This is a genomic window from Actinomadura sediminis (assembly GCF_042675525.1).
Classification (GTDB): Bacteria; Actinomycetota; Actinomycetes; order Streptosporangiales; family Streptosporangiaceae; genus Spirillospora; species Spirillospora sediminis.
The window spans coordinates 1-25,802 of record NZ_JBHTJA010000099.1 but is presented as its reverse complement, the minus strand read 5'-3'; the positions used below and the strand labels follow the sequence as shown (position 1 = coordinate 25,802).

20 protein-coding genes and 3 pseudogenes are annotated in these 25,802 nt (G+C 76.2%); 7 read left to right on the top strand and 16 right to left on the bottom strand.

The genetic code is table 11. The annotated features are described in order from the left end of the window. Both ACFQ11_RS30770 and ACFQ11_RS30765 read right to left on the bottom strand, forming a co-directional pair. Positions 1-256 (bottom strand): annotated as a pseudogene (locus ACFQ11_RS30770) (hypothetical protein); the annotation flags it as partial. A gap of 187 nt (positions 257-443) precedes the next feature. Further along, positions 444-1,649, bottom strand: a complete 1,206-nt coding sequence (locus tag ACFQ11_RS30765) for a helix-turn-helix domain-containing protein (RefSeq protein WP_378305041.1) — start codon at positions 1,647-1,649, stop codon at positions 444-446. A gap of 91 nt (positions 1,650-1,740) precedes the next feature. Here ACFQ11_RS30765 and ACFQ11_RS30760 point away from each other — a divergent pair, with 91 nt between their 5' ends. Together ACFQ11_RS30760 and ACFQ11_RS30755 are read left to right on the top strand one after the other, a co-directional pair. Continuing rightward, positions 1,741-3,042: an MFS transporter gene (locus ACFQ11_RS30760; protein WP_378305039.1), complete on the top strand. Its 1,302-nt coding sequence runs from the start codon at positions 1,741-1,743 to the stop codon at positions 3,040-3,042. Between the two features lie 13 nt (positions 3,043-3,055). Continuing rightward, positions 3,056-4,336, top strand: coding sequence for an alkyl sulfatase dimerization domain-containing protein (locus ACFQ11_RS30755; protein ID WP_378305036.1), 1,281 nt, complete (start codon positions 3,056-3,058; stop codon positions 4,334-4,336). Positions 4,337-4,480: 144 nt separating this feature from the next. Here ACFQ11_RS30755 and ACFQ11_RS30750 read toward each other — a convergent pair whose 3' ends face one another. Both ACFQ11_RS30750 and ACFQ11_RS30745 read right to left on the bottom strand, forming a co-directional pair. Next, the gene (locus ACFQ11_RS30750; protein WP_378305034.1) at positions 4,481-4,900 is read right to left on the bottom strand and encodes a helix-turn-helix domain-containing protein; all 420 of its coding nucleotides are present in this window, start codon (positions 4,898-4,900) and stop codon (positions 4,481-4,483) included. Continuing rightward, positions 4,897-6,120 carry an MFS transporter gene (locus tag ACFQ11_RS30745; protein WP_378305032.1) on the bottom strand — a complete coding sequence of 408 codons (1,224 nt, stop codon included), beginning with the start codon at positions 6,118-6,120 and terminating at the stop codon, positions 4,897-4,899. The genes ACFQ11_RS30750 and ACFQ11_RS30745 overlap by 4 nt, the downstream gene beginning before the upstream one ends. A gap of 237 nt (positions 6,121-6,357) precedes the next feature. On the opposite strand from ACFQ11_RS30745, the gene ACFQ11_RS30740 reads away from it, so the two are divergent. Further along, entirely contained in the window at positions 6,358-7,131 is a 774-nt protein-coding gene (locus tag ACFQ11_RS30740) for a PP2C family protein-serine/threonine phosphatase (RefSeq protein WP_378305030.1), read from the top strand. Here the strand turns inward: ACFQ11_RS30740 and ACFQ11_RS30735 are convergent. The 6 genes and pseudogenes from ACFQ11_RS30735 to ACFQ11_RS30710 all read right to left on the bottom strand — a co-directional run bounded on the left by ACFQ11_RS30735 (position 7,109) and on the right by ACFQ11_RS30710 (position 11,560). Next, positions 7,109-8,224, bottom strand: coding sequence for an NAD(P)/FAD-dependent oxidoreductase (locus ACFQ11_RS30735; protein WP_378305028.1), 1,116 nt, complete (start codon positions 8,222-8,224; stop codon positions 7,109-7,111). The two genes, ACFQ11_RS30740 and ACFQ11_RS30735, sit on opposite strands and share 23 nt — an antisense overlap. A 77-nt stretch (positions 8,225-8,301) precedes the next feature. Next, entirely contained in the window at positions 8,302-9,174 is an 873-nt protein-coding gene (sigJ, locus tag ACFQ11_RS30730) for an RNA polymerase sigma factor SigJ (protein ID WP_378305026.1), read from the bottom strand. 16 nt (positions 9,175-9,190) lie between these two features. Then, complete coding sequence (locus ACFQ11_RS30725) at positions 9,191-9,457, bottom strand: hypothetical protein (protein WP_378305024.1); 267 nt, start codon at positions 9,455-9,457, stop codon at positions 9,191-9,193. 52 nt (positions 9,458-9,509) lie between these two features. Further along, complete coding sequence (locus tag ACFQ11_RS30720) at positions 9,510-9,944, bottom strand: DUF5946 family protein (RefSeq protein ID WP_378305022.1); 435 nt, start codon at positions 9,942-9,944, stop codon at positions 9,510-9,512. A 181-nt stretch (positions 9,945-10,125) separates the two neighbouring features. Next, positions 10,126-10,557 (bottom strand): annotated as a pseudogene (locus tag ACFQ11_RS30715) (GNAT family N-acetyltransferase); the annotation flags it as partial. A gap of 40 nt (positions 10,558-10,597) precedes the next feature. After that, on the bottom strand, positions 10,598-11,560 hold the full coding sequence (locus ACFQ11_RS30710) for a VOC family protein (protein WP_378305020.1): 963 nt from the start codon (positions 11,558-11,560) through the stop codon (positions 10,598-10,600). A 21-nt stretch (positions 11,561-11,581) separates the two neighbouring features. On the opposite strand from ACFQ11_RS30710, the gene ACFQ11_RS30705 reads away from it, so the two are divergent. After that, complete coding sequence (locus ACFQ11_RS30705; RefSeq protein WP_378305018.1) at positions 11,582-12,184, top strand: CGNR zinc finger domain-containing protein; 603 nt, start codon at positions 11,582-11,584, stop codon at positions 12,182-12,184. Between the two features lie 96 nt (positions 12,185-12,280). On the opposite strand, the gene ACFQ11_RS30700 is transcribed toward ACFQ11_RS30705, so the two are convergent. Both ACFQ11_RS30700 and ACFQ11_RS30695 read right to left on the bottom strand, forming a co-directional pair. Then, positions 12,281-12,487, bottom strand: a complete 207-nt coding sequence (locus ACFQ11_RS30700) for an SCP2 sterol-binding domain-containing protein (RefSeq protein WP_378305016.1) — start codon at positions 12,485-12,487, stop codon at positions 12,281-12,283. A 63-nt stretch (positions 12,488-12,550) separates the two neighbouring features. Further along, complete coding sequence (locus ACFQ11_RS30695) at positions 12,551-13,192, bottom strand: TetR/AcrR family transcriptional regulator (RefSeq protein ID WP_378305014.1); 642 nt, start codon at positions 13,190-13,192, stop codon at positions 12,551-12,553. A 105-nt stretch (positions 13,193-13,297) separates the two neighbouring features. On the opposite strand from ACFQ11_RS30695, the gene ACFQ11_RS30690 reads away from it, so the two are divergent. The 3 genes from ACFQ11_RS30690 to ACFQ11_RS30680 all read left to right on the top strand — a co-directional run bounded on the left by ACFQ11_RS30690 (position 13,298) and on the right by ACFQ11_RS30680 (position 17,229). Beyond that, positions 13,298-13,987, top strand: a complete 690-nt coding sequence (locus ACFQ11_RS30690; RefSeq protein ID WP_378305012.1) for a nitroreductase — start codon at positions 13,298-13,300, stop codon at positions 13,985-13,987. 206 nt (positions 13,988-14,193) lie between these two features. Further along, complete coding sequence (gene lon, locus ACFQ11_RS30685; RefSeq protein WP_378305010.1) at positions 14,194-16,590, top strand: endopeptidase La; 2,397 nt, start codon at positions 14,194-14,196, stop codon at positions 16,588-16,590. Between the two features lie 153 nt (positions 16,591-16,743). Beyond that, positions 16,744-17,229 (top strand): VanZ family protein, encoded by a 486-nt coding sequence (locus ACFQ11_RS30680; protein WP_378305008.1) that lies wholly within the window; start codon positions 16,744-16,746, stop codon positions 17,227-17,229. Here the strand turns inward: ACFQ11_RS30680 and ACFQ11_RS30675 are convergent, their stop codons facing one another. From ACFQ11_RS30675 to ACFQ11_RS30660, 4 genes and pseudogenes are all read right to left on the bottom strand, one after another. Continuing rightward, positions 17,230-18,753: a nitroreductase family deazaflavin-dependent oxidoreductase gene (locus ACFQ11_RS30675; RefSeq protein ID WP_378305006.1), complete on the bottom strand. Its 1,524-nt coding sequence runs from the start codon at positions 18,751-18,753 to the stop codon at positions 17,230-17,232. Between the two features lie 58 nt (positions 18,754-18,811). After that, positions 18,812-22,141 (bottom strand): hypothetical protein, encoded by a 3,330-nt coding sequence (locus ACFQ11_RS30670; RefSeq protein ID WP_378305004.1) that lies wholly within the window; start codon positions 22,139-22,141, stop codon positions 18,812-18,814. 138 nt (positions 22,142-22,279) lie between these two features. Further along, positions 22,280-24,238 carry a hypothetical protein gene (locus tag ACFQ11_RS30665; RefSeq protein ID WP_378305002.1) on the bottom strand — a complete coding sequence of 653 codons (1,959 nt, stop codon included), beginning with the start codon at positions 24,236-24,238 and terminating at the stop codon, positions 22,280-22,282. A gap of 20 nt (positions 24,239-24,258) precedes the next feature. Further along, a pseudogene (locus ACFQ11_RS30660) lies at positions 24,259-25,802 on the bottom strand (chromosome partitioning protein ParA); the annotation flags it as partial.

Sequence of the window (25,802 nt, the reverse complement as noted above, 5' to 3'; positions counted from 1 at the left end):
CTACCGTCACGGCGCCGCCGCCCCGGCCGCGGGGGAGCGCCGGTGCCGCGGGGGCGTACGGCGCCGGCGTCCGCTGATGGGCGGGGTGCTCGCGGGGCGCGGAACGGGACGGTCCGGTGCGGCCGAGGGCCCGAGGTGTGCCGCCGTGCACGGCGTCCGCGGCCGGCGTCGTCGGGGGACGCCGTGCGCCGGGGCGGGACGTGCCGGGGACGCCCTCGGCCGCGCCGGTGAGGCCGTCACCCGTTGTGCGTCGCATCTCGGCCTCCTCCCGTCCGGGACCTGGGGCTTTGCCGCCCCACGGTCCTCTCGTTCACTCACTGTCACGAACTCGTTGCGTTAAGTACCCCCGGGTCATGCCCGCGTAAACCGGAGGGGGCGGGCAGATTCAAGATCGTCACCAGACTTTGCCTTCGCATTGCCCGGCGCCCCCGCGCGGAGGCGCGTCAGCCGAGGCGGCGCAGGGTGAGGGCGGTCGCGCACAACAGGGTGCCGCGGGTGGTGCGCGGGTCGGCGCCGATCAGCCGGGACGTCCGGGCGAGGCGGTTGTCGACGGTGTTCGGGTGGACGGCGAGCGCGGCGGCGGCGCGGCGCCGGTCGAGGTCGTGGTCGAGGAAGGCGCGCAGCGTCTCGAGGAGCTCGGGGTGGTCGTCGAGGGGGTCGAGGGCCGCGGCGAGCGCGGGGCCGGCGTCCGGCGCGCCGCTCAGGTGGTAGTCGAGCAGGACGTCGCCGAGTTCGTAGACGCCGGGCGGACGTCCGGTGGCGCGGGCGATCCGGGCGATGCGGGCGGCCCGCGCGGACGCGCCGGGGACGTCGGCGGCGCGGGCGCGGGCCGCGCCGGCGGTGACGGGCTCGGCGCGGCCGAGGGCGCGGCGCAGCTCGTCCATCCGGTCGGCGGCGCGGAGGGGGAGCAGGACGTGCACGCCGCGGCCGTCGAGGAGGGTGAGGGGCGCGCCGCCGGCGAATCCCTCCAGGGCGGCGCGGACGCGGCGCTGGAGGCGGCGCTCGGCGACGCCGGTGGGGCGTTCGGGGAGGGGCAGGTTCAGCACCAGGAAGGAGTCGGGCAGCGGGACGCCGTAGCGGTCGGCGAGGGCGCGCGCCGGTTCGCCCGCGAGCAGGGCCCGCGCGATCTCGCGGAGGGCGTCGCGGCGCTCGTCCTGGATCGCGGCCTGCGCCGCCTGGTACGCGTCGGCGACGGCGGCGACGACCCGGTTGGTCCCGCGGATCTGCAGCCGGGCCAGCAGCGGGAGCGCGTCCTGCTCGCCGGGGCGGACCTCCGCGACGAGCGCGTCCCAGATCAGCTCGGCGCCGATGTAGTACGTCGACAGGAGGGTGGAGAGACCGACGCCCTCCTCGGCGCGCTGGACGGCGCGTTCGAGGAAGAGCCGCAGGTCGTCCTGGTCGACGCGGGTGCCGGCGGCCATGTTCAGGAACTGCCGGATGGCGAACCGGGCGGTGGCGGCGATCTCGAGGTCGCGCATGTCCGCGGGCAGGTCGGTGTAGTCGGGGATGGCGGCGAAGCGCCGCTCGGCCAGCTCGCGCGCGAGCCGGTTGACCTTCGGCTCGCAGCGCGCCGCCAGCGCCGCCGCGATCCGCCGCGCCTCCCGCTCGTCGATGACCGGCCTCCCTCCAGCGCGATTGTGACATGTCACAGTGATCCCGGGTGAACGCGGGACGGTCGCCGATTGTGGAGACGCGCGTCCGCGAGGGAGGGTGATCCGTACCAGAACGGACGGAGCGCGCATGGCATCCACCGCGAAACCCCCGATTCCCGACGCGTCGAGTTCCCGCCGGGCGTGGACGGTCGTCGTCCTGCTCGTCCTGTTCATGATGATCAACTTCATGGACAAGGCGGTGCTGGGCCTCGCCGGCGACCACATCCGCGCGGACCTCCGGCTGACCGACACCGAGTTCGGCTCGATCGGCAGCGTGTTCTTCCTGCTGTTCAGCGTGTCGGGCGTCGCGGTCGGCTTCCTGGCCGACCGGGTGCCCGTGAAGTGGCTGCTCGTCGGCCTGGTCGCGGTGTGGAGCGCCTCGCAGCTCGCGGTCGCCCTGCCGGCGGCGGGCCTGCTCACCCTGATGATCACCCGGGTGACGCTCGGGATGGCGGAGGGGCCCGCGTTCGCGATGGCGAACCACACCGCGTTCAGCTGGTTCCCCGACCGGGAGCGGGCGCTGCCGAGCACGCTGCTGACGACCGGCGGCGCGTTCGGCGTCGCGCTCGGCGCCCCGGCCCTCGCGGTACTGATCACGAACGCCGGCTGGCGGTCGGCGTTCCTGGTGACCGGCCTGCTCGGGGTGCTGTGGATCGCGCTGTGGCTGGCGAAGGGCGGCGAGGGCGGGTACTCCGCGCGCGCCGCGGCGGCGGACGGCCCGCGCGTCCCGTACCTGCGGCTGATCACCCGGGGCACCGTCCTCGGCGGCCTCGCGGCGGGCTTCGCGGCGTACTGGACGATGGCGGTCGCGATCACCTGGCTGCCGCAGTACCTCCAGCGGGTGCACGGCATGGAGCTGGAGAGGGCGAGCGTCATCGCGGCGGCGACGCAGGTCGTCGGCATCGTCGTCATGCTGTCCATCGGCTACGCCTCGACCCGGATGACGCGCGCCGGGCGGTCCAGCCGCGCGGCGCTCGGGTACCTCGGCGGCGCCGCGGTGGTGCTGTCGGGCGCCGCGATGCTGCTGGTCACCCGGTCGGGCGGGGGAGCGGCGTTCATCTTGGTGCTGATGGTCGCCTACACGTTCGGCAACTCGTTCTTCGGGCTGATGCAGGCCGCGGCGGCCGAGCTCGCGCCCGTCCGGCAGCGCGGCGCGGTCCTCGGCACGGTGACCGCGCTGGCGTCCCTCGCCGGGGCGCTCGGCCCCGTGCTGAGCGGCGCGATCGTGGACGCCGCGGGGACGGCCGAGGCCGGCTTCCGCAACGCGTTCGACCTCGGCGCCGCACTCATGATCGTCGGCGGTCTGCTGGCCGCCGCCTTCGTGCGCCCCGCCCGCGACCGCGCCGCGCTCGACGCGGCGCGCCGGCCGGCGGCGGCTCCCGCGCACTGACGAGAGGAAAGAAATGAACATCAGGGAATATGCCGACAAGGTGTGGTCCGGCGAGAGCGACGACAGCATCGCCAACACCGGGACGGGCGGGAAGGGCGTCATCGACATCGCCGACGGGCTCGGCTGGAAGCCCGGGTTCGGCAACGTCATCGCGTTCCGCACGCGCGGCGAGCTGATCCTGTTCGACACGGGCAACAAGGCGTACGCCGGGAACCTGCACGCCCGGATCCGCGAGTGGACGTCCGACCCGCTGAGCCTCGCGTTCTACTCCCACGGCCACGTCGACCACGTCATGGGCATGGACCCGTTCGACGCCGAGGACGGCCCGCGCGCCCAGGTCGTCGCGCACGAGAACGTCCGCGACCGGTTCGACCGGTACGCCCTCACCGCCGGGTACAACTCGGTGATCAACCAGCGGCAGTTCCAGATCCCGGACCTGCGGTGGCCGACCGAGTACCGGCACCCGGACGTCACGTTCCGCGACGCGCTGACCGTCACCCGCGGCGACCTCACGTTCGAGCTGTTCCACGCGAAGGGCGAGACGGACGACGCCGCCGTCGCGTACGTCCCGGAGCACCGGCTCCTGCTGCCGGGCGACCTGTTCATCTGGCTCGCCCCCAACTGCGGCAACCCGCAGAAGGTGCAGCGCTACCCCCGCGAGTGGGCGCACGCGCTGCGCCGCATGGCCGCGCTCGGCGCCGAGATCATGATGCCGTCGCACGGCGCGCCGATCTTCGGCGCCGACCGGATCGAGCAGGCGCTGCTGGAGACGGCCGAGTGGCTGGAGAGCATCGTCGACCAGACCCTCGGCCTGCTCAACGAGGGACGCCGCCTCGACGAGATCGTCCACGCGGTGACGCCGCCCGCGCACCTCGCCGACCGCGTCTACCTGCAGGCGAAGTACGACGAGCCGGAGTTCATCGTCCGGAACCTGTGGCGCATGTACGGCGGCTGGTACGACGGCAACCCCGCGCACCTCAAGCCCGCCCCGGACGCCGCCGTGGCGCGGGCCGTCGCGGACCTGGCGGGCGGCGCCGCGAAGGTCGCCGACGCCGCCCGCCGCGCCGCCGCGGGCGCCGACCTGCGGCTGGCCGCGCACCTCGCGGAGATGGCGGTGCAGGCCGACCCGCAGGACAGCGGCCTGCACGAGGCCCGCGCCGAGGTGTACGCGGCCCGCGCCGCCGCCGAGCCGTCGCTGATGGCGACCGGCGTGTTCAAGTGGGCCGCCGACGAGTCGCGGCGCGCCGCCGGCGGCGAGGCGACCCCGAGCACCATCCCCGGCCTGATCGCCTGACCGCCGGGACCACCCGCCCCCTCGCCGCCCGGTCCCGGTGTCCGCGCCGTGACCGGGCGGCGGGTCCGGGGTCAGGTGAGGTCGCGGGCGACCTTCACTTCGGCCATGGCATCGCCTTTCTCGTCGCGGCCCGGGGGCGGGCCGTCAGGTGGCGTCCGGCGCTTCGCCGGGCGTGCCGGCGGACGCCTCCCCGGCCGGCCCGGCGGGAGATCCGGCGGGCGGGTCGACGGGCATGAGGACGGTCGCGAGCAGGCGCGGCGTCCGTCCCCCGCCCGGCTCGTTGGCGAGCGCGGTCGCCGTGGCGAGCCGCTCCGGGTCCAGCAGGGCCCCGCCGGGCGGCAGCGTGTAGACGCGCTCCGGCCCGATCCGCTGCTCCCCGGTCGCCTCCAGCAGGCCGCCCTTGGCGAGCGCGGCCAGGTGCCGGTACAGGGTCGCCTGCGGGACGTCCGGCAGCATCCCGGCGATCTCCCGCGCCGTGCGGCGCCCGGCGGCGACCGAGCGCAGGGTGCGCAGCCGTACCGGGTGGAGCGCCGGCTCCTCCCACCGCTCCTTCGATGTGCTCACGGTCGAGAACTCCAGAGGTGATGGAGGTGACGGGCCAGCGCGACCGACGCCAGCGCGGCCACCAGCCCGCAGACGCCCGGCCAGCCGAACGCCGCGTGGGCGCGGGCGCCCAGCAGCGAACCGGTGCTGCCGCCGAGGAACGCGCACGTCATGTACGCGGTGTTGATCCGGCTGCGCGCGTCCGGCCGGAGCGCGAAGACGCGCGCCTGGTTCGCGACCATGCCGGCCTGCATCGCGACGTCGAGCAGCAGCGTGCCCGCCGCCAGCGCCGCGAGCCCCGCCGCGCCGCCGGCGACGCCGAGCGCGAGGACGCCCGCGGACGCGATCGTCCCCGCGATGGCGGCGAGGTTCACCGCGTCCGCGCCCCGCCGGTCGACGAGCCGCCCGGCGACCGGCGTGGAAGCCATCGTCACCACGCCGGCCAGGGCCAGGACGCCGACGGCGGACGCCCCGAGCCGGTACTCGGGGCCCGTCAGGTAGAGCGCGACACCCGTCCACACCGCCTGGAACCCGCCGAAGACGGTCGCCTGGTACAGGCACGACCGCCGCAGCTCGGGCTCGCGCCGCAGCAGCCGCGGCGGCCCCGCGAGCAGCGCCCGGTACGGCACCCGGGCCGGCGTCATCGCCGCCGGCAGCGCGGCCGCCAGCACGATCGCCAGCGCCAGCGCGGCGACCGCCGACACCACGTACGGGCCGCGCCAGCCGAGCCGTTCACCGACGACGCCGCCGAAGGCGCGGGCCAGCAGAATGCCGCCGATCGACCCGCTCAGCAGCGTCCCGAGGACGGCGCCGCGCCGCTCCTCGGCCACCAGCCCGGCCGCCATCGGCGCGATCACCTGGGCCACCACCGTCGTGATCCCGACGAACGCGCTCGCGCCGAGCAGCGGCGGCAGCGCCGGGGACCCGGCCGCCGCCAGCAGCCCGACCCCGGTGAGGACGAGCAGCACGACGATCAGCGTCCGGTGCGGGACGCGGTCGCCGAGCGGCACCAGCAGGAAGTTCCCGGCCGCGTAGCCGAACTGGGCGGCCGTCACCACCAGCGCCGCCGCGCCGGGGGAGACGCCGAGGCCGTCGGCGACCAGCGGGCCGACCGCCTGCGGGAAGTAGAGGTTGCCGACCGCGACACCGCAGGTCAGCGCGAGAAGCAGGACGAGCCGGCGGCTGAGCGGGGCCGGCTCGGCGCGGCGCGCGGGCGCCGCGGAAGGGGCGTGCGAGGACACGAGACTCCACGATTCGACGCGGCGGAGCCGTCGGGCTCCGCGAGGGACGGGCCGTCAGGGGCTCGCCTCGGCGCCGTGGAGCGCGGGCCGCGCGCCCGGTCAGGGCGCGGCGCGCTCCGCCGCCGAGGCGTCCGTCGCGGTGGTGCCGGGAAGCAGGTGGCGCATCGATCGTCCTCTCGTGGGAGCGGACGCACGATCTCATGCGGTTCGTCCGCCCGGCAAGCTATTTTTCCCGTCATGCCCTGTGTTCAGTGCGGCGGTACCGTCGCGCCCGACGGCCGCTGCTGGGACTGCGGGGCCGCGCAGCCCGACCACCGCGCCCACCTGGAGACGGCCGTCCCCGGCGCCGTGGGCGTCGCCGACCGCGGCCGCCGGGACGTCAACGCCGACGCGATGGCCCTGGCCGCCGCCGGGCCGTGGACGATCGGCGTCGTCTGCGACGGCGTCTCCATGGCGCCCCGCGCCGACCGGGCGGCCCGCGTCGCCGCCGACACGGCCGCGGCCGTCCTCGCCGCCCGGCTGCCCGCCGGCGTCCTGCCCGAGACCGCGCTGGACGAGGCCGCCGCCCGCGCGGGCCGCGCCGTCGCCGCGCTCGCGACGTCCGTCAGGTCCGCCCCCGCCTGCACCTATGTGGCGGGCGTCGCCGGGCCGGACGGCCTGTGGGCGAGCTGGATCGGCGACAGCCGCGCCTACCGGCTCCCCGGCGAGGGGCCCGGCACCGCGCTCACCGAGGACGACGTCGGGGAGCACGACGCGATCGCCGCCCGGCTCGGCGCCGGCGCGGGGGACCCGGAACCCCGCTGCCGCAGCCTGCGCCCCGGGTGCGGGGGCCGCCTGCTGCTCTGCACCGACGGGCTGTGGCGGTACCTGCCCGACCCCGGCCCGCTGCGGGCCGCGATGCCGGGCGGGAGCCCGCTGGACGACGCGCGCGCCCTGGTCGGGCGCGCTCTCGACGCGGGCGGCGCGGACAACGTCACGGCCCTGCTCGTCAGAATGCCGCCGCCACGTTAGGGCGGCGCATCGCGAACACCGTGCCGCGCACGATCGCCTCCTTGACCCGCGCCGCCGCGCGCCCGGTCAGCACCGCGGGCTCGATGGGCGTGTCGTCGGCGCGGGTGAACTGGACGACGCCGTCGCGGCGCCCCAGGCTGACGCACTGCGACACGTAGCGCAGCTTCACCGGCCGCGGCTCGCGGCCCCGGGCGAGCGCTCCCGCGGCCGCCCCGCCGTGCAGGCCCATCGGCAGGCCGATCTGGCAGGACATCCGCGCCGCGCGGCCCCGCACCGGCAGCACGGCCACGTCCCCGACGGCGATCACCTCCGGGTGGCTCCGCGCCCGGAGCGTCCCGTCCACGCGGACGCGCCCGCGCCCGTCCACGTCCAGCCCGGCGTCGGCGGCCAGCGACGGCACGCGGAACCCGGCGGCCCACACGAACGCGTCGGCCGGCAGGTCCCGGCCGCTCTCCAGCAGCAGGCCGTCCGCGGCGACGTTCGCGACCCGCTCGTTCTCGTGGACCGTGACGCCCATCCGCGCGAACGTCCGGTGCACGTGGCGGCGCGCGCGCGAGCCGAGGCCCTCGCCGAGCGGCCCGGCGGTGACGAGCTCGACCCGCAGCCCCGGCCGCGCCTCGGCCAGCTCCGCCGCCGTCTCGATCCCGGTCAGGCCGCCGCCGACCACGGCCACCGACTCCAGCCCCGGCAGGCGGTCCCGCAGGAGCGCCGCGTCCGCCTCCCGCGCGATCGCCAGCGCGTGCTCGCGCGCCCCCGGAACGGCGTCCAGGTCGGCGGTGCTGCCGAGCGCGTAGACGAGCGTGTCGTAGCCGAGGTCGGCGGCGCCGTCCAGGCGGACGGTCCGGGCGTCCGCGTCGATGCCCGTCGCGCGGGCGCGGACGAGCTCGACGCCCGTCCCGTCGAGCAGGCCCGCCAGCGGCAGGTCCGCGGTCGCCTGCCCGGTCGCGACCTGGTGCAGCCGGACGCGCTCCACGAAGCGGTCGGACGCGTTGACGAGCGTCACCCGCGCGTCCCGCCCGGCCGTCCCGGCCGCGCGCTTGGCCGCGCCCAGCCCCGCGTACCCCGCGCCCAGCACCACGATGCGGTGAGTCATGCTTCCTCCTCGCTCGAGTTCCGGAAGCTGAACCGGTCAGGGCCCCGATCCGTGACGGCCCGCCCGTGTGACGCCGCTCACGCGAGCTGCGCGGCGACGAACGCCAGCTTGCGCGGCGCCAGGACGATCCGCACGCCGGCGACCCGCCCGTCCTCGACCTGAACCGACAGCACGCCGTACAGCGCGTCGCCGACCCAGAGCAGGACGGCGGGCTCCCCGTTGACCTCCGCGATCCGGCTCGTCACCAGCGCCGCCTCCGGGCGCCTCCCCAGCCCCTCCAGGTATCGCAGGACGGGCGTGCGCCCCGCGATCGGGCGCCGCGCGGCCGACGCCTCGCCGCCGCCGTCCGCCACCGCGACGACGTCCTCGGCCAGCAGCCGCTCGAGCGCCCCCACGTTCCCGTCCAGCGTCGCCCCGAAGAACGTCTCGACGATCCGCCGGTGCCGGCCGGCGTCGACGTCCCGCCTCCGACGGTCCTCCCCGACGTGCGCGCGCGCCCGCCGGTGTAGCTGGCGGGAATGGTCCTCGCCGATGCCGAGGATCTCCGCGATCTCCCGGTGCGGATGCCCGAACGCCTCCCGCAGGATGAACACCGCGCGTTCCGCCGGGGACAGCCGCTCCAGAAGCACCAGCACGCCCAGCGACACCGATTCCCGCTGCTCCACCGTCTCCAGCGGCCCCAGCGCCCCGTCCGCGGTCAGCACCGGCTCCGGCAGCCACGGGCCCGCGTAGCTCTCCCGCCGCACCCGCGCCAGCGACAGCCGGTTCAGGCACAGGTTCGTCACCACCGTCGTCAGCCACGCCGCCGGCACCTCCACCTGACCGGCCCGGCTCCACCGCAGGTAGGCGTCCTGCAGGACGTCCTCGGCCTCGGCCGCCGACCCCAGCATCCGGTACGCGAGCCCCATCAGCCGGGACCGCTGCCCCTCGAACACCTCGACATCCGGCATGCCGCCGACAATAGGCTCAGACGCCGAAGAACGGCAGACAGGGCGCGAGCCCGCGGATCTCGACGTCCACGAGCTGCCGCCAGTGGAACTGGACGTGCGCACGCGCGCGTTCCGCCGGAGGCGCGTCCGTCCAGGGCGTCAGGAAGGGCATCGTCGCCGGATCGTGCACCCCCTCGGCGGCCAGGTCGCCCGTGGCGTCGGATTCTCGCAGGTCGGGCAGGCGCAACTCCAGCCGGGGCGTCCGCAGGACGAGCCCGTACAAAGGCCAGTGAGTGAGGGTCACCGAGCCCATTATTCGCGCGGAATCCTCGGTGCACGAAATGGTTTTGCCCGCGTCATTCCGGACGGGCCGTCCACGCCTCGATGGTCGCGGCCGCCCATTCGCGGACGCGGTCGGGAAAGCCGTCCGCGGGGAACGTGCCGTCGCCCGCGACCTCGGCGACGGTGACGGCGAACCGCGCGGGCGGCGGCCCGGACGGCCCGCGCACGTCCGTGGCCGGGCCCTCGCGGCGGCGGTGCGAGTTCGCGCGCCGGAACCCGGACACGACGCGTTCCGCGCCCGCCCGTCCGTCCCGCAGGTACGCGTGCAGGATCGCCCAGCCGAACGGCGGCGCGGACACGAGCCGGCTCGGGTGCTGGTACACGAAGCACGCGACGGACACGCCGTGCAGCGGCCCCCACGGCTCGCGCCGCGAGTGGTCGAGCGCCAGCAGCGTCTGGAACAGGTCGTCGCAGGGACCGGGACCGCCGCATTCGGGGCACTTCGTCACGGTTCTCCCTCGCGATACGACCGGCGCCGGGCCCCCGGAACGTGCGCCGGCCCCCGGCAACATCCCACGGCCCCGCGCGGCCCGCAACGCGATTTCGCCCCCGCGCGGTGCCGCCTTCGAGGTCGATCCAGAACCGGTCCTCGCCGTGCCGCCGCCCTCCCGGGACGCCGCCGTTGGCGGGGATGACCCGGCGGGACGCCTCGTTGCCCGGCGCGCAGGTCAGCAGGACGCGCGCGAGGCCGCGCCGGGCGCACTCGTCCAGTCCGGCGGCGAGCATCCGGGTGGCGTGGCCCCGGCGGCGCCACGGCGAGACGACGTGGTAGCCGATGTGCCCGCCCGCGTCGGCGAGGGCCGCCGTCAGCCGGTGGCGGAGGATCAGCGTGCCGAGGTAGTGCTCGCCCGCGACGTACCAGAACGTCGTCGTCGGGACGCCCCACCGGACGTGCACGCCGCGCCGTGCCGCGACGAACGCGCGGAAGTCGGCGAAGGCGGGGGCGAGCCATACGGCGGACGTCCCCTCGGCGCGGCAGTCGGCCAGTTCGCCCGCGAGGAACGAGGCCCGCAGCGCCGCCGTCGGCCGCACGAGCCGGCACGGCTGGTCGGGAATGGTCATGGGCTCGGTCTCACGGCCGGAGGCGGCGGGGCGGTCCGCGTCATCCGGGGGTGCCGATCTCGATCAGGTTGCCGTCGGGGTCGCGCACGTAGGTGCTGGTGATCGGTCCTTGCGCGCCGGTCCGCGGGACGGGGCCTTCCTCCACGGCGACGCCGCAGGAGGCCAGATGGTCGAGGACCTGGCGCTGGGGAGCGTCGGTGAGCAGGCACAGGTCCGCGCTCCCGGGAGTGGGACGGTCGGCGCGGGGGAGAAGCTCCCGGCCGGCCTCGTGAAGGTTGATCTTGCTCGTGCCGAAGGCCAGGGCCCGGCGGCCCCGGCCGAAGGTCACCTCGCGCATGCCGAGGACGCGCTCGTAGAAGGCGATGGTCCGGTCGGCGTCCGCGACGGTGAGCACGAGATGGTCCAGCCCGGTGATGCGTATCCCCGGCGCGGACGCGGCGGCGTACCGGCCGAGCCCCCGGGCGCAGGCGTCCCGTGCCGGGCGGGAGAGCAGGCCGGCCGAGCGCACGAACAACGCGTGCAGGGACGGTCCGTACCGCGAGGCCAGTTCCTCGTCACGGGCCAGCACGTCGAGCTCGTTGGCGGCCGTGATCTCGAGGAACGCCTTGAGGTCGGCATGGGAGGGGATGTGCTCTCCGCCGGTGAACCGGTCATGGAAGACGACGGTCCGGGAGCCGTCCAACCGCGGATACACGCGGTCGCGGTCGCAGCTCGCGTACAGGTAGACCAGCGCCTCCGCCCGGTCGCCGATCAGCTCCGCCAGCACCGGACGTTCGGTGACGTCGAGCAGTGACCGGTCGAATCCGTCGGTTCCGTAGGCGGCGTGGCACAGCCCGGCGGCCCGGACGGCCGGATCGGCCCCCCACTCGGCCAGCAGCCGCCCGACCCGGCGCAGGTGCTCCAGCAGCGTGCCGCCGGGGTGAGGTATCCGGGCGGCTCCCCGGTCGCGCAGGAACGCCTCGATGGACGGCCACGGGGACGGGATCTCGCGATCATCGGTCATGTCACGAGTTATAGTCGTGACATGACCGTCCCGACAACCCCGCCCGTGCCCGCCGAGGAACTCGCGTTCAATTTCCGCTCCGGCCGTTTGTGTCTCGCCTTCGTGGCGACGGTGGGCGAGCGGTGGCGCGGCAACTACGAGCGGCTGCGCGAGCCCGCCGACCTCGCGCGCTGGTACCGGGAAGCGGGCCTGCTGGACGAAGCCGTCCGCGTCACGCCCGGCGGGCTGCGGACGGCCCGAACGCTGCGGGAGGCAATCCATCGCCACGCCCGGCAGGTGATCGACGACCGTGCGGCCGCGCCCGAGGACGAGGAAGCGATCAACGCCGCCGCGAGCGCCCCGCCGCTGGTCCCCGTCCTGCGGGGCGCGACCAGGCGGCTGACCTTCCCGTCCACCGGCGCCGAGCAGGCGGCGCTCAGCACGGTGGCCCGCGACGCGATCGACCTGTTCGCCGGCACCGCCGCCGACCGCATCCGCGAATGCGCCGGCTCCGAATGCGGCCTGCTGTTCGTCGACACCAGCCGCCCCGGCCGGCGCCGCTGGTGTTCCAGCGCCGCCTGCGGCGGGAGCGAGCGCGCCGCCGCGTACCGCCGCCGGAAGCGCGCCGGCCAGAGCCCGTCATAGACGCCCGAGGGACGTGGCGCCGCCGACGCGATCCGCTCGCGTTCGTGGACCGGGCCCGAACACCCTGGCTGCGCGCCGGCGTGCGCGGGCTACGGCCTACCGCCGCGGCGTCTCCGCCATCGCGACGAGCACGTCCTCGCTCATCGCGATGGACGCGTCGGGCCGCTGCGCGGGCCCGTGCACCATCCGGATCGTCCCGTCGGCGACGACCGCGTGGAACACCTCGTCGCCCACCCGGAACTCGTACACCAGGTCCAGCCCGGCCGCCGCCTCCGGCACGAAGCAGGCCTCCAGGCCGAGCACCGCCCACCCCGGATGGAACGTCTCGCGCCTTCGCTCGCGGGCCGCTATGGGGGTCGACCGTCCTCAGGAGTCCTGTGCGGTCGCGGACGTCGACGCCGCCTGCGGGGTCGACGGCGAGGTGGCCGAGCGCAGGGCGTGGTCGAGGAGGATCTCCGCGGCGGCCCGTGCGTGCCGGCCGTAGCCGGCCTCGTCGAGGACCATGGCGCGGCTGGCCGCTCCGTCCGCGAGGGAGACCAGCTGTTCGGCGAGTCCGGCGGGGTCGGGGCAGCCCAGCTCCGCCAGCAGCGAGTCGACCATCCGCACCATGCGCAGTTTCTGCTCGCGGGCGTAGGAGTGGACGGTGCTGCCGGGGTCGGGGAACTCGGCCGCGGCGTCGATGAACGGGCACCCGCGCACCGGAGCCCCGTCCGCGGCGGGCGGATCGAACAGGCGGAGGATCCGCTCCCGAGGGGGAAGATCCTCGCGGGCCAGCACGCCCTCCAGGGTGCCGCCCGACGTCACGAGATCTTGCAGGTAGGCCATCACCAGGTCGTTCTTGGTCCGGAAGTGCGCGTACAGCGTGCGCTTGGACACCGGGGCCTCGTCCGCGATCTGCTCCATGCCGGTCGCGTTGATCCCCTGGTTCGCGAACAACCGGGCGGCGGCGGCCAGGATGCGCTCGCGCCCGCCGCGTCCCGGGCGTCGCGGTGGCGTCGCCGTCGTCATGTCACGAGTATACGCCGTCGTTTACTTCACCGCCCGCGCCGTGGTAGCTTCACGACCGCAATGTAAACGGCAACGTTTACTTAGTCGTCCGGTGAGGAGCGTTCCATGCGTGTGTCGGAGAGCATCGAGATGAGCGGGCATGCGGAGAGGCTGATCCGGGGTCGTCGCGCGACCCGCGCGTTCCGGCCGGAACCTGTGCCCGAGGAGACCGTGCGCGCCGTCTTCTCCCTGGCCGGCGCCGCGCCGTCCAACTCCAACGCGCAGCCGTGGCGGGTGGAGGTGGCGAGCGGCGCCATGCGCGATCGCCTGGCGAAGGCGCTCCGGGAGGCGCACGCCCACGATCGCACCTCGGTCGACTTCCCGTACTCCGAGGACATGTACACGCAGGTGCACCAGGCCCGGCGGGCGGCGTTCGGCGCCGAGCTGTACGGCGCCCTGGGCATCGGCTTGGACGACCATCCGGCCCGTGCGGCCTACGACGCCGAAAGCCTGCGTTTCTACGGTGCGCCGCACGTCGCGTTCCTGTTCGTCACCGGCGACGGCGGAGCGCGGCTGGCCGCCGACGTCGGCGCCTACATGCAGACGCTGCTGCTGGCGATGGAAGGGTACGGCGTCGCCAGTTGCCCGCAGGGGCTGCTGAGCTTCTACGCCGACGCCGTGCGCGGTGAACTCGGCGTCGCCCACGGAAAGCTGCTCGTGGGCGTCTCCTTCGGGTACGCCGACGAGTCCGCGCCGGTGAACCGGATAGCGACCGGACGGGCCGCACTCGAAGCCACCACGACGTTCCACGGCTAGCGTCATGCGCCCGCCCGGTCGCGCACGGCGCCCCGCCGAACTCCGCCCCCGCCGCCCGCAGGGGCGGATCGGGCCTTGATCGCTGAGAGCGAACGGGGGGAGGAAACAAATCGCTGCTCCGTTTTCTTGAGTGTGGATGACTCAACCTTCGGGGTTGGGTCGCCGGTCCTCCCGAGGGGCCGGTACGACACGGACTTGGAGTGAGCATGAGCGAGACCCTGACGCTGCCGGTGCTGCCCCTGGACGACGGGGCCGTTCTGCCGGGCATGGTGGTGCCCCTCGACCTGTCCGACGGCGCGGAGGTCCGGGCGGCGATCGAGGCCGCGCGGGCGGCGGCGCAGACGACGGGGCCGGGGATACGGACGCCCGGCAAGCCGCGGGTGCTGCTGGTGCCGCGCCTGGACGGGCAGTACGCGGCCGTCGGGACGCTGGGCGTGATCGAGCAGGAGGGCCGGCTGCCCGGCGGGGAGCCGGGGGCCGTCGTGCGCGGCGTCGCGCGGGTGAAGATCGGGACGGGGACGACCGGGCCCGGGGCGGCGCTGTGGGTCGAGGGGACCCTGATCGAGAAGCAGGCGCCGTCCGGGCGGGCGCAGGAGCTGGCGAAGGAGTACAAGGGCCTCGTCAGCGCGATCCTGCAGAAGCGCGGCGCCTGGCAGGTCGTCGACGTGGTGCAGCAGATCGACGACCCGTCGACGCTCGCCGACAACGCCGGGTACGCCCCCTACCTGTCGGACGAGCAGAAGGTCGAGCTGCTGGAGACGCCGGACGTCGTCGAGCGGCTCACCCTCGTGATCGGGTGGGCGCGCGACCACCTCGCCGAGCTGGACGTCGCGGAGACGATCCGCAAGGACGTGCAGGAGGGCATGGAGAAGACGCAGCGGGAGTTCCTGCTGCGGCAGCAGCAGGAGGCCATCCGCAAGGAGCTGGCCGAGCTGAACGGCGACCCCGCCGACGAGGAGGACGACTACCGCGCCCGGATCGAGGCGGCGGACCTGCCCGAGAAGGTGCGGGAGGCCGCGCTGAAGGAGGTCGACAAGCTCGAGCGGTCGTCGGACGCGTCGCCGGAGGGCGGCTGGATCCGCACGTGGCTCGACACGGTCCTCGACATCCCGTGGAACGACCGGACCGAGGACGCCTACGACATCGCGGGCGCCCGGGAGATCCTGGACGCCGACCACGCGGGCCTCGACGACGTGAAGGAGCGCATCATCGAGTACCTGGCGGTGCGCAAGCGCCGCGAGGAGCGGGGGCTCGGCGTGGTCGGGGGCCGGCGCAGCGGCGCGGTGCTGGCGCTGGCCGGGCCTCCCGGGGTCGGCAAGACGTCGCTGGGCGAGTCGGTCGCGCGGGCGATGGGCCGCAAGTTCGTCCGGGTGGCGCTGGGCGGCGTCCGGGACGAGGCGGAGATCCGCGGCCACCGGCGGACGTACGTGGGGGCGCTGCCCGGCCGGATCGTGCGGGCGATCCGCGAGGCGGGGTCGATGAACCCGGTCGTGCTGCTGGACGAGATCGACAAGGTCGGCGCCGACTACCGGGGCGACCCGACGGCGGCGCTGCTCGAGGTGCTGGACCCGGAGCAGAACCACACGTTCCGCGACCACTACCTGGAGGTCGAGCTCGACCTGAGCGACGTCCTGTTCCTGGCGACGGCGAACGTGGTGGAGGCGATCCCCGGGCCGCTGCTGGACCGGATGGAGCTGGTGCAGCTCGACGGCTACACCGAGCACGAGAAGGTGACGATCGCCCGCGACCACCTGCTGCCGCGCCAGCTCGACAAGGCGGGGCTGGAGCCGGCGGAGGTGACGCTGGACGACGGGGCGCTGCGGCTGCTCGCGTCCGAGTACACCCGCGAGGCGGGCGTCCGGTCGCTGGACCGGTCGATCGCGCGGGTGCTGCGGAAGATCGCCGCGAACGTCGCGCTGGAGAAGGCGTCGCTGCCGGTCGCGGTCGGCCGGGACGACCTCAAGGACTACCTGGGGCGGCCCCGGTTCACGCCGGAGGTCGAGCTGAGCCGGGGCGAGCGCCGCACCGGCGTGCCGGGCGTCGCGACCGGCCTCGCGGTGACCGGCGCGGGCGGCGACGTGCTGTACATCGAGGCGTCGCTGGCCGACAAGGAGACCGGCGACACCGGGGTGACGCTCACCGGGCAGCTCGGCGACGTGATGAAGGAGTCGGCGCGGATCGCGCTGAGCTACCTGCGGTCGCGCGGCGCGGAGCTGGAGCTGCCGGTCGGCGACCTGAAGGACCGCGGCGTGCACGTCCACGTCCCGGCGGGCGCGATCCCGAAGGACGGCCCGAGCGCGGGCATCACGATGACGACGGCGCTCGCGTCGCTGCTGTCGGGACGGGCGGTGCGGCCGGACGTCGCGATGACCGGTGAGGTGTCGCTGACCGGCCGGGTGCTGCCGATCGGGGGGCTGAAGCAGAAGCTGCTGGCCGCGAGCCGCCTCGGCATCACCACCGCGATCGTGCCGAAGCGCAACGAGCCGGACCTGGAGGAGGTGCCGCGGGAGGTGCTGGACGGCATGACGGTGTTCACCGTCAGCGACGTCCGCGAGGTCCTCGACCTGGCGCTCGAGCCCGCCACGACCGCCGTGGCGGCCTGACCGGACGGGACGCCCGCGGCCCTTCGGGGTCGCGGGCGTCCGCGTGCGCGCGGTGGTCCCGGCGGGGTTCGGTCAGGGGAGGGGCGCCCCATATCGGGCGTCCGAATCGGGGCGGCGGGCATGGACGGGTGCGCGCCGGGGAGGAGGGGCGCCGTGTTGGTCGAAATGTGGCAGCCCGCCCCGCCCGGTGAACGCGTCCCCTGGTACGTGCTCGCGCTGCGCGCCGTCGTCGTCGTGACGGCGCTCGGCCTGCTCGGCGCCTTCTGCTACGTCGCGTTCCGGCTGACGCTGACGCCCGTCCGCGACGAGGGGCAGGCGGGGGCGAACTTCCGGCCCGGCGACTCCCTGCGCTTCTACCTGGACCGCCCGACCGGGGAGGCGCTGTTCCAGCTCGGCGGCAACCTCGCGCTCTTCGCGCCGCTGGGGGTGCTGCTGCCGCTGGTCGCCAAGCGGCTGCGCGGCCCGGTCCGCCTCGCCGTCCTGACCGGGATGTTCTCCCTCGCGGTCGAGCTGGTGCAGGGCGCGTTCGTGGTCGGCCGCGCCTTCGACATCGACGACGTGCTCCTGAACGTCGCCGGCGCCGTCCTCGCGTACCTGATCGTCGGCCGCCGGTTGTCGAGGTCCCTGCGCGGGTCCTGATCAGCGGGGGGTGAGGCGGAAGACGCGGAGCCGCCGGGTGGTGCGTTCCACGTAACGGTCGTAGACCGGCCATACCCGGACGAGCCGGGGCCAGGCTTCGGCGCGTTCGGCGTCGTCGAGGAGCCGCGCCTTGACCGGGACGGCGCGGCCGCGGAACATGACCTCGGCCTCCGGGGTCTTGAGGAGGTTGCCGGTCCAGGCGGGGTGCTTCTCGCGGCCGAAGTTGGAGCCGACGACGAGCCACGAGCCGTCCCGCTCCGGCAGGCAGGCCAGCGGCGTCCGGCGGGGCAGGCCGCTGACGGCTCCCGTCGTGGTCAGCAGCAGGCTGGGCACGAGGAGCTGCCCGAGCATGAGGCGGCCGCCGGTCAGCCGGTTCAGGGCCCGGTCGATCGGCGGGACGAGCCGGGGGCCCGCCTTCGCGAACCAGGCGGACCCGGACACGCGGTGGAAGACCGGCCCGAGCACCCGCTGGACGGCGGTGGGCCCGGCGGCGGGGACGTGCGCCGCCGCGGGCGCGAGCCGTCCCGCGCGGCGCGGGTCCAGGTGCCCGGACTCGGCGAGCCAGCGCAGCCCGTCGGCGACCGTGTCCTCCACGGGGCGCAGGGTGAGGCCGAGGGCGTCCAGGATCGGGCGGTCGTCGGTCGGGACGAGCGTCACCATGAACTCGGCCGCGTCCCGCGTCAGCGGATAGTCGAAGGAACGGACGCGCTTGGCGGCGTCGAGCGCGGACCCGAGCCCGAGCATCACCGGGGACGGGACGCGGAAGGTGCGCGGCCGCACGCCGGTGAGCGCGTCGCACAGCCCGGCGAACCGCGGCCACGTGAGGTAGTGGCCGCCGAGCACCCAGCGGCTCGCGCCCTGCCGGGACTCGACGGCGCGGGCGAGGGCCTCGGCGAGGTCGCGGACGTCCAGCACCGAGACGCCGCCGCCCGGCAGCGGCCAGACCTTCGACAGCGCCCCGGCGAGCCCCTCCGGGAGGGCGTCGAGGACGGGCTGGTCGGGGCCGAACACGCCGCCCGGATAGACGATCGTGACGGGCGCGCCCTCGTCCTGCAGCTCGCGCGCGTAGCGTTCGGCGGCGACCTTCGAGCGCCCGTAGCCGGTGCGGGGGCCGGCGAGGGGCGCGTCCGCGGTGATCACGGGGGCCGTCGGCGGGACGAACACCCCGATCGTGGACACGTGGATCACCGGGGCGAGCCCGGCGGCGACGGCCCCGCCGACGACGTTGCGGGTTCCGGCGACGTTCGCGTCCACGACGTCGCGGCCATGGCCGGTGACCCCGATCGCGGCGGCCGCGTGGATCGCGGCGTCGCAGCCGTCGAGGGCCTCGGCGACGGCCCCGGTGTCCAGCATGTCGCCCCGGACGAACTCGACGTCCCCGCGCGGGACGCCGAGCGCCCCGAGGACCCGGGCGGCCTTGTCCGGATCGCGCACCAGGGCGCGCGGTACGTGACCGCGGGCCAGCAGGGCGCGGACGGTGTGGGAGCCGACGAAGCCGGACGCACCGGTGAGAAGGACCCGCATGGGAACAACCTAATGCTTGCTAGCCCGGCGGCGACAGTCCCAAGATCGTTCCGGCCGCCTACTCCGCGGCCGTGTGGATCCGCCGGGCGGCGAACGCCACCTCGGCGTCCGGGTGGGCGCGCAGGCCGCGCAGCAGCGACCGCCACTCGCCCGGCCAGCCCGCGTCGGGTCCGTGCCGCCGGGTCAGCGCGCACGCGAGCAGGCCGCCGGCGAGGTCGCGCCGCGCCGCGAGCCGGACGGCGTGGGGATGCACGTCCGCGGCGTCCGGCGCGCCGAACGCGCGATGCGGGCCGCGGCCGTCCCCCGCGAGGAGCTCGGCGATGGAGAGGACGGCGAGGACGCCGCGTCCCGCGCAGCCGTCGGCGAGCGAGTCGAGGGCGCCGCCCGCGTCGCCGGAGTCCCAGTCGAGCGTGGCGGCCGCCAGTTCCAGCGCGAGCTGCGCGGGGAGCCGCCCCCGGACGGCCACGGCCGCGCCCCGGGCGGCGGTGCGGTGCCGCGCGGCGGTGCCGCGGACCGCCGCCGTCAGCGCGGCGAGGCGCTGCACGGCCGGGAGGTCGCGTTCGGCCTCCGCGTCGGCGCCGTCCGCCGTCGCGGCGAGCTTCGCGACCGCCGCGCCCAGCTCGTCCGCTCCGATCCCGGACTGGACGCACGCCAGCAGCGCGGACATCGCGGGGCGCCAGCGGCGCGTCTCCCCGAGGTCGGTGAGGACGCCCGCGAGCAGCCCAGGGATCTCCGGCGCCCACTGCGCCCACCGGCCCAGCACCGCCAGCGCGGCGTCGGCGGCCTCCGGGTCGGGCGAGCCCGCCACCCGGACGATCAGCGCCGCGTACTCGCCCCGGAACCGCTCCTCGATCTCGTGCGGCCACCCGCCGAGGACCTGCCGCGCGAGGTCCCGCGGCCCCTGCGCGGCCTCCTTCAGGACGCGGCGCGCGACCGGTTCGGCGATGTACGGGCGGAGCGCCGACGCGATCGCCGCGCGCACGTCCCGGTGCTGGTCCGGGTCGTCCCACGCCTCGGCGACGATCGCGAGCGCGTCCGGCGCCCGAGTCCGCAGCAGGATCCGCAGCGCCTCCTTCCGCGCGGTGATCTTGCCGTCCGCCAGCACCGGCCGCAGCAGCGGCCCCAGCGCGCTCGGCCGGACGAACCGCGCCGCCCGTCCCGCCGCGTACACGGCGACGTGCGCGTCGTCGGACGACGCCCGCGCGAGCAGCTCGGGCATGACGTCCTGCGGCGACGACGTCCACGGCGCGGCGGTCAGCGCGGCCCGCCGCAGGTGCGCGTCGTCGGACTCCAGGTACGGGCGCAGCCGCTCCGCGCCCGCCCCCGGCACGCTCGCGATCGCCGTGACCGCCCGGCCCCGGTCGGCTTCCGCGGCGCCCTCGTCGCCCGCCGCCCGCTCGAGCAGCCGCAGGTAGGCGGCGTGCTGCCTGGCCGTCCACCGCCGCGCCCACGCGCCCTCGACCCGCGGGACGTACGCGACGCCGTCCCGCCGGAACCGTCCGGCGGCGCCACCGGACAGCACGAGGTCCAGCAGGTCGGTGCGTTCGGACGCGATCGCGGCGAGCACCGCGTGGACCGCGACGGCCGACGGGTCCTTGGCCACCACCCGCTCGACCCGCTCGCCGCGCGTCCCCGGCGGCTCCAGCCACAGCGCGATCGCGGCGGCGATCGTCGCGTCGTCGGCGGCGTCGAGGGCCCGCTCCAGCGCGTCCTGCAGCACCGGCACGCCGTGGGCGCGGCGGCCGAGGGCCCGGGCGAGGGTCAGCGCGAGCGCGTGGTCGTCCCGGCGCGCGCCCCGGTCGAGCAGCGGCGCCAGATGCCCGGCGAGCCGGTGCTCCAGCCCGCGCGGCAGCCCCCGGTCGAGCCGCGTCAGGTGCGGGCCCCCCGAATGCCCCGCGACCCGCACCAGCAGCCCGATGCCGAACACCGCCAGGTCGCCGTCGTCCCGCAGCGCGCCCTGCCGGGCGAACGCCACCGCGAGCCGCGCGAGCCCCTGCCGGGTCATGGACGAGCAGTCGCGCGCGTTCAGTGCGTCCTCGGCGAACCCCGCCACCGCCTCCGTGTGCGCGCGCCGCAGCAGGCTCTCCGGGACGGACGCCAGTGCGTTCAGCGCGCTCAGCCGGACCGGGTCCTGCTCGTTGCGGAGCCGACCGAACGACTCCAGGACCGCGCCCAGCACCGCCGGGTCCCGCTCGCGGCCCGCGCAGCGGACGAGCAGCGCGTACCCCGCCGCGCGCTCCTCGGCGCCCGGCCGCCGGGTCAGCTCGGCGAGGACGGGACGCGCCTCCTCGAACGGCAGGTGCGCGGTCACCTGCCGCACCTGGGCCGGACGGTCGGCGACCGCCCGCAGCCCCAGCGTCCGGCGCGCCTCCCGCACCCGCACGTCCCGCGGCAGGACGTCCAGCAGCGCGTCCCCGAGCACCGCCGTGGTCAGGTCGAACCCGCGCATCGCCGTGTCGAACAGGGCGCCCCGCGCGCTCGGCGGCACCGCCTTCAGCAGCAGCCGCAGCGTGTGCTCGTCCCCCCGCACCGCACGGGCGACCTCCGCGAGCGCGTCCCCGCCGATCCGGACGATCCGCTCCCGCACCGCCGTGCGGCGCACCAGCGTCCCGATCCGCCGCCGGTCCGACAGCAGCAGCCGCAGCGTCCGCTCCGGCTCCGCGTCCAGCAGCCTCCCGAGGCCGGGCAGCAGCGCCCACGGAAGCTCGCCGGTGTGCCAGAACTCCTCGAGCAGCCCGACCACGCGCGCCGGATCGTGCTCCAGCGCCGCCGCGACGCCCGTCCCGTGCCACTGCCACCAGGACGCCCGCGCGCCCTCCGCGAGCGCGGCGAGCGCCTCCTCCGCGTGGTCGAGGACGGCCGCGGGGTGCGCCCGTCCCAGCGAGTGCGGGTTCGGGACGGCGTGCGCGAGCGCGCCCAGGCGTCCCGCCGCGACCTCCGCACCGCACGCGGGCAGCAGCGCGGCGGCCTCGTCCTCGCCCCACCGCTCCGCGACCGGCCCGACGAGCGCGTCCGCGAGGTCGCTCCGCCGGTGCTTCCGGACGGCCCGGTACGTCGCCGCGCGGATCGCCGCGGGCGCGTCCATCAGGCTCTCCAGCAGTGCCTCGGGCCCCGGCGCGTACCGCACCGAGAGCCGCACCGCCTGCCGCGCGATCCACGCGTCCGGGTCGCGCGTCGCGGCCAGCACGTGCGCGATCGACGCGTCGTCCCGCACCGCCGACGCGATGAACAGCGCCGTCGCCCGCTCGTACCAGCCCCGCCCGCGCAGCTCGTCCAGCAGGGCGGCGAGCGCCGGTTCCCCCGCCGACTCCCGCAGCCGCACCAGGCGGCGGACCCGGTGGGGGTGCGGCAGCGGTTCGATCTCGTCCAGCAGCTCATCGGCACGCATGCCGCGCATCCTTCCGGATCCCCCGCCCGGCTTCACCCGCTTTACCGCCGCCCCGGCGATCCTTCTCACCGCGCTGCCCCATCGGATGGCGTTGGTCGGGGCCGCCGTCCGGATGGCCGAGGTGACCGGCGGGCACCTTCACGTCTGAGCCGTCCCTCCGGCCGGGAGGGTGAGGAAGGCCCGCTGGCGGGACGTCCAGCGGCGGGTCCACGCCGGCCGGATGCGGGAGGCGTCGAGGCCGGCGGTGAGCACGAGGTCCAGCAGGTCGGTGCGCTCGGTCGCGATGGCGTGCAGGACGGACGGGACGGCGACGGCGGACGGGTGCCGTGCGACGACGCGGCCGACGCGTTCGGCGCGCGTGCGCGGCGGGGCGAGCCAGAGGCCGATCGCGACGGCGCGGGCCCGGCCCTCGGCCTCGTCGACGGCCCGGGCCAGCGCGCGCCGCAGGGACGGGACGTCCTCGGCGCGGCGCCCCAGGACGTTCGCGAACAGGAGCGTGACCCGGTGGTCGCCGGTGTCGAGGTACGGGGCGAGCGCGTCGCCGAGGAAGTGCTCGCGGCCGTGCGGCAGGAGGTGGTCGAGGCGGCCGGTGCGGTCGAGCCGCTGCGCCGCGAAGCCCGGCTGGTCGTGGAGCAGCCCGAGGCCGGGCGTCAGGAAGGCTGGGTCCTCGCGGGCGAGGCCGGTGCGGCACAGCTTGGCGGCGAGCAGGTCGGCGAGGGGGCAGGGGTACCGGGGGTCCTTGCGCGCGTCGAGGACGCGCCGGGCGAAGCGCTCGACGGCGGCCGCGTGCCCGGCGCGCAGGGCGGCGTCGGGAAGCGCGTGGAGGGCGAGGACGACGGTGTCGAGCGAGGGACCCGCGGGATCCACACGGTCGAGGAACCCCAGGGCGTGGGAGAGGACCTCCGGTCGGCCGCTGCGTTCGGCGCACCTGACGAGCAGCGCGGCGCCCCCCGCGCGCGTGTCGGCCTCCTCCCGGCACGTCATGTCCTCCAGGAGAGGACGCGCCTCGTCGTAGGGGAGGTGCGCGTACAGCGGCAGGTTCCGCTCGATGCCGCGGGGTGCGTTGCGGCGGGCCTCCCGGGCCCGCAGGGGGCGGGGGAGGAGGTCCAGCAGCGAGTCGAGATGCGCGCGCCCGCCGTCGGCCTCGGCGGCGGCGCGGACGGCGGCGAACAGGCGTTCGCGGCGGCCCGGCGGGACAGCGCGCAGCAGGCTCCTCACGGCGTGCAGCCGGGCGTTGCCCGCGTGCTCGTGGACGGCCCGGGCGACCGCCGCCAGCTCGTCGTCGCCGTACCGGCGCAGGCGGGCGCGGACGCAGCGCCGATGGACGATCAGGACCCAGAGCGCCGGACGGAGCGGCCCGAGCAGGACGCGCAGCATTCGCTCGGGCTCGGCGTCCATCAGCACGCCCGCCTTCTTCGCGAGCGATGTCGGCAGGTCGGTCACGTGCGGCAGCAGGCCGACGACCCGGGCGGGGAAGCGCTGCGCGGCCTCCGCGAGGCCGGGGGCGAGCGTCCGCAGCTCCGCGGGGGCGCGCTCCGCGTGGTCGAGGACGAGGTCCGGGTGCGCGCGGCCGAGGAGCCTCCAGGACGGGACGGCGGGCGCGAGCGTGTCCAGGCGGGACGCGACCGTCGCGCGGCGGCACGCGGGGAGGAGCGACGCGGCCTCGGCGTCGCCCCACCGTTCGCGGACCCGGTCGACGAGCGCGTCGGCGAGGCCGTCCCGGCGGTGCTTGCGGACGGCGCTCCAGGCGGCCTTCCGGACGGGCGCGGAGGCGTCCGCGAGCAGGTCGAGCAGCGCGCCGGCGGACGCGCCGAGCCGCACCGCGAGCCGGACGGCGGGGCGCGCGAGCCCGAGCGGTTCGACCCTCGCGACGGCGGCGATGTGCGCGCGGGACGCGTCGTCCCGCGCGGCGGCCGCGAGGGCCAGCGCGAGGCCCCGCTCGTACGGGCCGCGCTGCCCGAGGTCGACCAGCAGCGGGACCAGCTCCCGCCCGCCCGCGAGCCGCCGCAGGTCCGCGACGCGGCGGCGCCGCTCGGCGTGGGCGAGCGGCTCGACCTCGGCGAGCAGGGCGTCGGCGGGACGCATGTCCGTGCGCATGACCCGCCATCATGCCGCGGTCAGCCCGCCGGGTTCACCCCGGTTTCGCGGCCCGCCGAGATCTGCGCGGCGAGGCGGCGGACCCGCTCCTCGTGCTCGTCGTACGCGACGACGACCGGCGGCTCGTTGTACGGCATCGTGTCGGACGAGCGGCGCAGCTTCACGTACTGGCCGCAGGCGTCGATCGCGTACGGCTCCATGTCGTCCTGCAAGGCGCCGATCACCGTGATCCCGTGCGTCTCGCCGATCTTGCGGAACAGCGCGACGGCCTCCTTGCGGTGCTCCTTGCCGAGGTTGCGGCCCAGCTCGTCCAGCACGAGGCACAGGCGCCCGCCGCCGGAGCTGGCGAGCGCCGCCGCGCACACGAGCTTGACGGCCTTCTCGTCCATGAGGGCGGTGTTGGCGCGCCGGTTGTACGGGACGTACCGCTGCCCGTCCGAGCGCCGCCATTTCGGCGTGACCCGCCAGCGCCACTCCTGCTCGGGGTCGCCGGGCGGCTCGGGCGTGGGGAACTCGAGGGTCGCGCCGTACCCGCCGTAGTTCACGTCGAGCTTCTCGAACTCCTCGGACACCCGCTGGAGGCGGGCGCGGATCGCGGCGGTCAGCGCGGTGCGGTGCGCCTCGGCCGCGCCCGCGGCGTCCGCCGCGCCCTTCTGCGCCTTCTCCAGGTCGGCGCGGCGCGCCGAGAGCTGCACCTCGATCTGCCGCCGCTGGTGCCGCTCGTAGTCCTCCTGCTGCCGCAGGTACGCCTGCAGCGCCTTCACGAGGCGGGGGAACGTCGACTGCTCGCGTTCGGTGCGGCGGCCCTCCCCGTCGGTGCGCTCGCGGAGCAGGAACCGGACCTCCTCCGGCATGTCCTCGTCGGACGTCCCGTCGGGGAACACGCGGCGCAGCGCCTCCGACAGGTGCTTCTCGGCCGTGTGCCACCACTCGGCGGGCGTCCAGGTCGACTCGTCGTCGGTCAGGCCGGAGAGCCATTCGGCGGCGCCGTCCCGGGACCCGCCCCACTCCTTCTCGAGGGCCTCGATCCCGAGGGCGGCGCGCCGGTCGGCCAGCTCGGACGAGCGCGCCCGCACCCGGTCGCGGTCCCGTTCATGGCCGTCGCGGCGCCCCCGGAGGCGGTCCGCTTCGAGGGCGCGCGTGTCGGCCTTCGCCTGCAGGCGCCGGAGGGTCTGCTCGGCCGCGCCCAGGCGCGGCCCGAGGCGCGCCTCGCCCGCCGCGAGCTCCTCCAGTTCCGCGCGCAGCCCGGCCATGCGGGACCGGACGTCGTCCAGTTCGGCCGCTGCGCGCGCGCCCGCGAGGCGGCGTCCGGCCAGCGCGACCTCGGCGGCCACGTCGGACGTCGCCTGCCGTGCGGCTTCGAGCGCCTCCTGCGCCGCTTCGAGTTCCGCGCGGGCCGCCTGCACGCGCGCGACGCGTCCGGTCACCGGCTCGGGGAACCCGCCGACGATGACGACACCGCCGGGGGCACCGGCTTCGAGGGCCGCGAAGAACCCGGCCAGGGGCAGCGCGCACCGGACCCCGTCCGGGTGCCCGCCCGTCCCGTCCGCCGCCGCGCCCGCCG

Bases quoted from the DNA above. Each gene is read 5' to 3' on its own strand.
- ACFQ11_RS30665 (WP_378305002.1), bottom strand. From the start codon at position 24,238: ATGCGCACGGACATGCGTCCCGCCGACGCCCTGCTCGCCGAGGTCGAG.
- ACFQ11_RS30670 (WP_378305004.1), bottom strand. From the start codon at position 22,141: ATGCGTGCCGATGAGCTGCTGGACGAGATCGAACCGCTGCCGCACCCC.
- ACFQ11_RS30675 (WP_378305006.1), bottom strand. From the start codon at position 18,753: ATGCGGGTCCTTCTCACCGGTGCGTCCGGCTTCGTCGGCTCCCACACC.
- ACFQ11_RS30695 (WP_378305014.1), bottom strand. From the start codon at position 13,192: ATGACGACGGCGACGCCACCGCGACGCCCGGGACGCGGCGGGCGCGAG.
- ACFQ11_RS30710 (WP_378305020.1), bottom strand. From the start codon at position 11,560: ATGACCGATGATCGCGAGATCCCGTCCCCGTGGCCGTCCATCGAGGCG.
- ACFQ11_RS30705 (WP_378305018.1), top strand. From the start codon at position 11,582: ATGACCGTCCCGACAACCCCGCCCGTGCCCGCCGAGGAACTCGCGTTC.
- ACFQ11_RS30755 (WP_378305036.1), top strand. From the start codon at position 3,056: ATGAACATCAGGGAATATGCCGACAAGGTGTGGTCCGGCGAGAGCGAC.
- ACFQ11_RS30760 (WP_378305039.1), top strand. From the start codon at position 1,741: ATGGCATCCACCGCGAAACCCCCGATTCCCGACGCGTCGAGTTCCCGC.
- ACFQ11_RS30735 (WP_378305028.1), bottom strand. From the start codon at position 8,224: ATGACTCACCGCATCGTGGTGCTGGGCGCGGGGTACGCGGGGCTGGGC.
- sigJ (WP_378305026.1), bottom strand. From the start codon at position 9,174: ATGCCGGATGTCGAGGTGTTCGAGGGGCAGCGGTCCCGGCTGATGGGG.
- lon (WP_378305010.1), top strand. From the start codon at position 14,194: ATGAGCGAGACCCTGACGCTGCCGGTGCTGCCCCTGGACGACGGGGCC.
- ACFQ11_RS30740 (WP_378305030.1), top strand. From the start codon at position 6,358: ATGCCCTGTGTTCAGTGCGGCGGTACCGTCGCGCCCGACGGCCGCTGC.
- ACFQ11_RS30690 (WP_378305012.1), top strand. From the start codon at position 13,298: ATGCGTGTGTCGGAGAGCATCGAGATGAGCGGGCATGCGGAGAGGCTG.